We start from the raw sequence: 3,139 nt of genomic DNA on the forward strand, positions 1-3,139 counted from the left end.
GAACCGGAGGAACCGGCCCCGGACGGTTCGGCCGCGGCCGCGCTGGGCTCGCCCGGCTCCGCCGGGGCGGCCGCCGCGACGGGGAGCAGTCCGAGCAGGGCGGTGAGGGACAACAGGAGGGTCGGCAGGAATCTGCGCGCCACGATTCATCCCTTCGTACGGTCACGAGGGAGCGGCCGCGCACCCGCGCCGCGGTGCGGCCGGGGCGGCGACGGGACCGGGCGCGGCGGGGGCCGAGCGGTTCCGGCGGATCGCCGGACCGTCGCCCACCCGTCGCCCGTCCGGCGCCGAGAGGTGCGGCAAAACATCCCGTTCCGTGACAAGACGGTCACTGCTCGCCATGTTCTCAAGCCGGGCGGGTTTCACACCTCAAGTCCGCACCGCCGGCCGGGTGACCATCTGATGATCCGACCGCAGTACGGTCCCGACCGGGCGGCCAGGGTATGCGAACTAACGGCTCATCCGACGCGTCCGCGGCCGCAACCAGCGGTGTCGCCCCGGACGGAGGGACTGCCCGGTCGGCCGGACGGCGTACGTCCGGTCCCGGCCGGCCCGGACGGTGCGACGGCGCCGCTGGGACCCGTCCCGCGGCCCCGCCTGATCGGCCGACCCGCCGTAGCCGCCCGGCCCGCCGTACGCCGCCCCGTGGCCGGCGGCGCCCCCGTTGCCGTTCGCCCCGGAGGTCCGGTGACTGCCCGACGGGTGCTCCCCGCCCGCCGCCGAGCGCCGGTCGGCCAGCCGCGCGGAGCGCCGGGTCAGCGCCCGGGCCGCGTGCGCGTCCAGGTGGGCGCTGGCCCGGGCGGCCATCCGCTCGGCCACCCGGTGGGCGGCCGGGTGGTTCGCCGACACCTTGTCCGGCGCCCCGGCGATCAGGTCGAAAAGCCAGGTGCGGGCGATGTCCGCGCGCCGGTGCAGACGACGCTCGCGCCGGAGCGCCCGGGCCCGGCGGCGCGGGCGCCCGGCGTACCGCCAGCGCGCCCAGGGGCTGCTGGGCCGGGCCAGCCGGATCGCGCCGACCCAGGAGAGGCCGGGCACCATGATGCCGAGCAGGCCGGTCCACATCTTGCCCTTGAGCAGGGTGACGACCATGGCCAGCGCGTTCACCGAGATCACCGTGACCAGGCCCCACCTGGTCTCCCCGGTGGGCTCGGCACCGAGCGGCACGTAGCCGACCAGCAGCAGGCCGGTGAAGAGGATGCCGAAGATCACCGCGTCCACCGACTTGCGGCCCTGCTCGCTCCAGTAGACGTCGTCCAGGTGCAGGATCAGCGCGAACTCGTCCAGCACCAGGCCGCAGCCGATGCCGAAGAGCAGGCCGAAGAGGTCGATCCACGGGTGGCCGCCGTAGGTGGCGAACACCCCGATGCCGCCGACCAGCAGGAAGCCCAGACCGAAGACCATGTGGTGGATGTGCAGCCCGCCGGGCGTCACGTTGCCGGGCCACCAGCGGACCTGGGCCCTGATCATCCGCACGCTGAACCGGATGAAGACGAACGAGGTGATGAACCCGACCAGCAGCAGGAACAGCGGTTGCTTGTGCGCGGCGACGATGTGCTCGCGATAGCCGTCCAGCAGTGTGGTCATGCGTCTTACCTTCGTTCCTGGTGCTGCGTACGGTCTGCCACGACATGGCCCGGAGGCCAACGATCGGCGTCAGAAACCGCGCGTGCGCTTGGCCGCCCGGCGCGGGATCACCGGGGCGAGCGACGGCCGCTCGACCCCGACCGGGAGCTTCATGAAGAGCCGGGCGATCTCCCCGCCGAGGTTCACCCCGATGGCCAGCGCCAGGGCGATCGCCGCGGCCCTGGTGATCTGGACCAGGCCGCCGCTGGGGTGGCCCTGGGCGAACGACAGCATGCCGAGGTAGAGCGCCGAACCGGGCATCAGCGGCCCGATCGCGGCGGTGACGTACGGCAGCGCGGAGCCGTTGCGGTAGCGCGCCATCAGCTGGCCGAAGAGGCCGACCAGGCCGGCCGCCACCCCGGTCGCGACGATCGGCGAGAGCTGGGCGTTGTAGGCCAGCACCCCGTAGCTGGCCCAGCCGATGCCGCTGTTCAGGGTGACCAGGGCCAGCGAGCGCCGGTCGGTCTGCAGCAGCATCGCGAAGGCGCAGGTCAGCACCAGTGCCGCGACCATCTGGACGGGCGGGTAGCTGATCCCGACCAGCGACTCGTCCGGCTTGAGCTTCGCCTGGAAGCCGACCCCCAGATAGAGGATCAGCATCACGCCGATGACGATGCCCGCCACCAGGTAGATCACCTCCAGCAGCCGGGCCGCGGCGGTGATGTAGAAACCCGTCAGACCGTCCTGCACGGCGGCGACCAGGGCGCGTCCGGGCAGCAGCGCGAACAGCCCACCGGTGATCACCACCGAGCCGCGCAGGCCCAGGTCGTTGAAGGAGAGCACGATGCCGGAGGCCGCGGCCGGCATCGCGGCCAGCACGAACTGGTAGAACTCCGGCAGGCCGCGACGGGCGATCATCGAGGCCAGCCGGTCGCCGAGCACGGCGGCGACGAAGGCGCTGAGGAAGACCAGCCAGGCCTTGTCGTCGATCCGCCCGCCGACCAGGAAGGTCGCCGCACCGGCCAGCAGACCGGTGTTCAGGGCCAGCATCCAGGCCGGGTACGGGTGGCGGTTGCGGCGGATCGCCGCGAGCCGGCGGTAGGCGTCGTTGACGCTCACCCGCTCGGCGGTGATGTCCGCGACCAGCTCGTACACCGCGTTCAGCCGGGTGTAGTCGGAGGTGCGGCGGCGCACCACCCGGTCGGCGGTGATCGGCGGCTCGACCAGCGAGGGCTGGTGCGAGATGCCGATCAGGGTGAAGGTGACCTGCGGCTCGCAGCGGTCCAACCGGTAGGCGTGCGCGATGCCGAGCATGGCCGCCTCGACGTCCTCGGCGGCCTCGCCACTGGCCAGCAGCAGTTCGCCGATGCGCAGGGTCAGGTCGAGGACGCGCGGGACGTTGCGGCCGGCGGCGACCGAGGGGTGCAGCTCGCGGGCGGTCCGTTCGAAGGCCGGGCGCTCGGACATCGGGGTGCGCAGCAGGGTGCGCATCCGGTCCGGCCACGGCGCCTCACCGGGCGCGCCGGGGCTGAGGGCGCCGACCGGGATCCCGAGCGGCGGGGTGTAGCCGGCGGCC

2 protein-coding genes are annotated in these 3,139 nt (G+C 73.4%); both read right to left on the reverse strand.

From position 1 onward, the window contains the following. Window positions 1–450: 450 nt before the first annotated feature. The gene (locus BI06_RS23565) at window positions 451–1,584 is read right to left on the reverse strand and encodes a hypothetical protein (protein ID WP_199523338.1); all 1,134 of its coding nucleotides are present in this window, start codon (window positions 1,582–1,584) and stop codon (window positions 451–453) included. 69 nt (window positions 1,585–1,653) lie between these two features. Further along, window positions 1,654–3,139, reverse strand: a 1,486-nt coding sequence (locus BI06_RS23570; protein WP_051741658.1) for a threonine/serine exporter ThrE family protein, incomplete at its 5' end; no start/stop codon positions are given.

The sequence above is a fragment of the Kitasatospora sp. MBT66 genome (assembly GCF_000710405.2).
GTDB classification, from domain to species: Bacteria; Actinomycetota; Actinomycetes; order Streptomycetales; family Streptomycetaceae; genus Kitasatospora; species Kitasatospora purpeofusca.

Coding starts and splice junctions, on each gene's coding strand:
- BI06_RS23565 (WP_199523338.1), bottom strand. CDS start 1,584: ATGACCACACTGCTGGACGGCTATCGCGAGCACATCGTCGCCGCGCAC.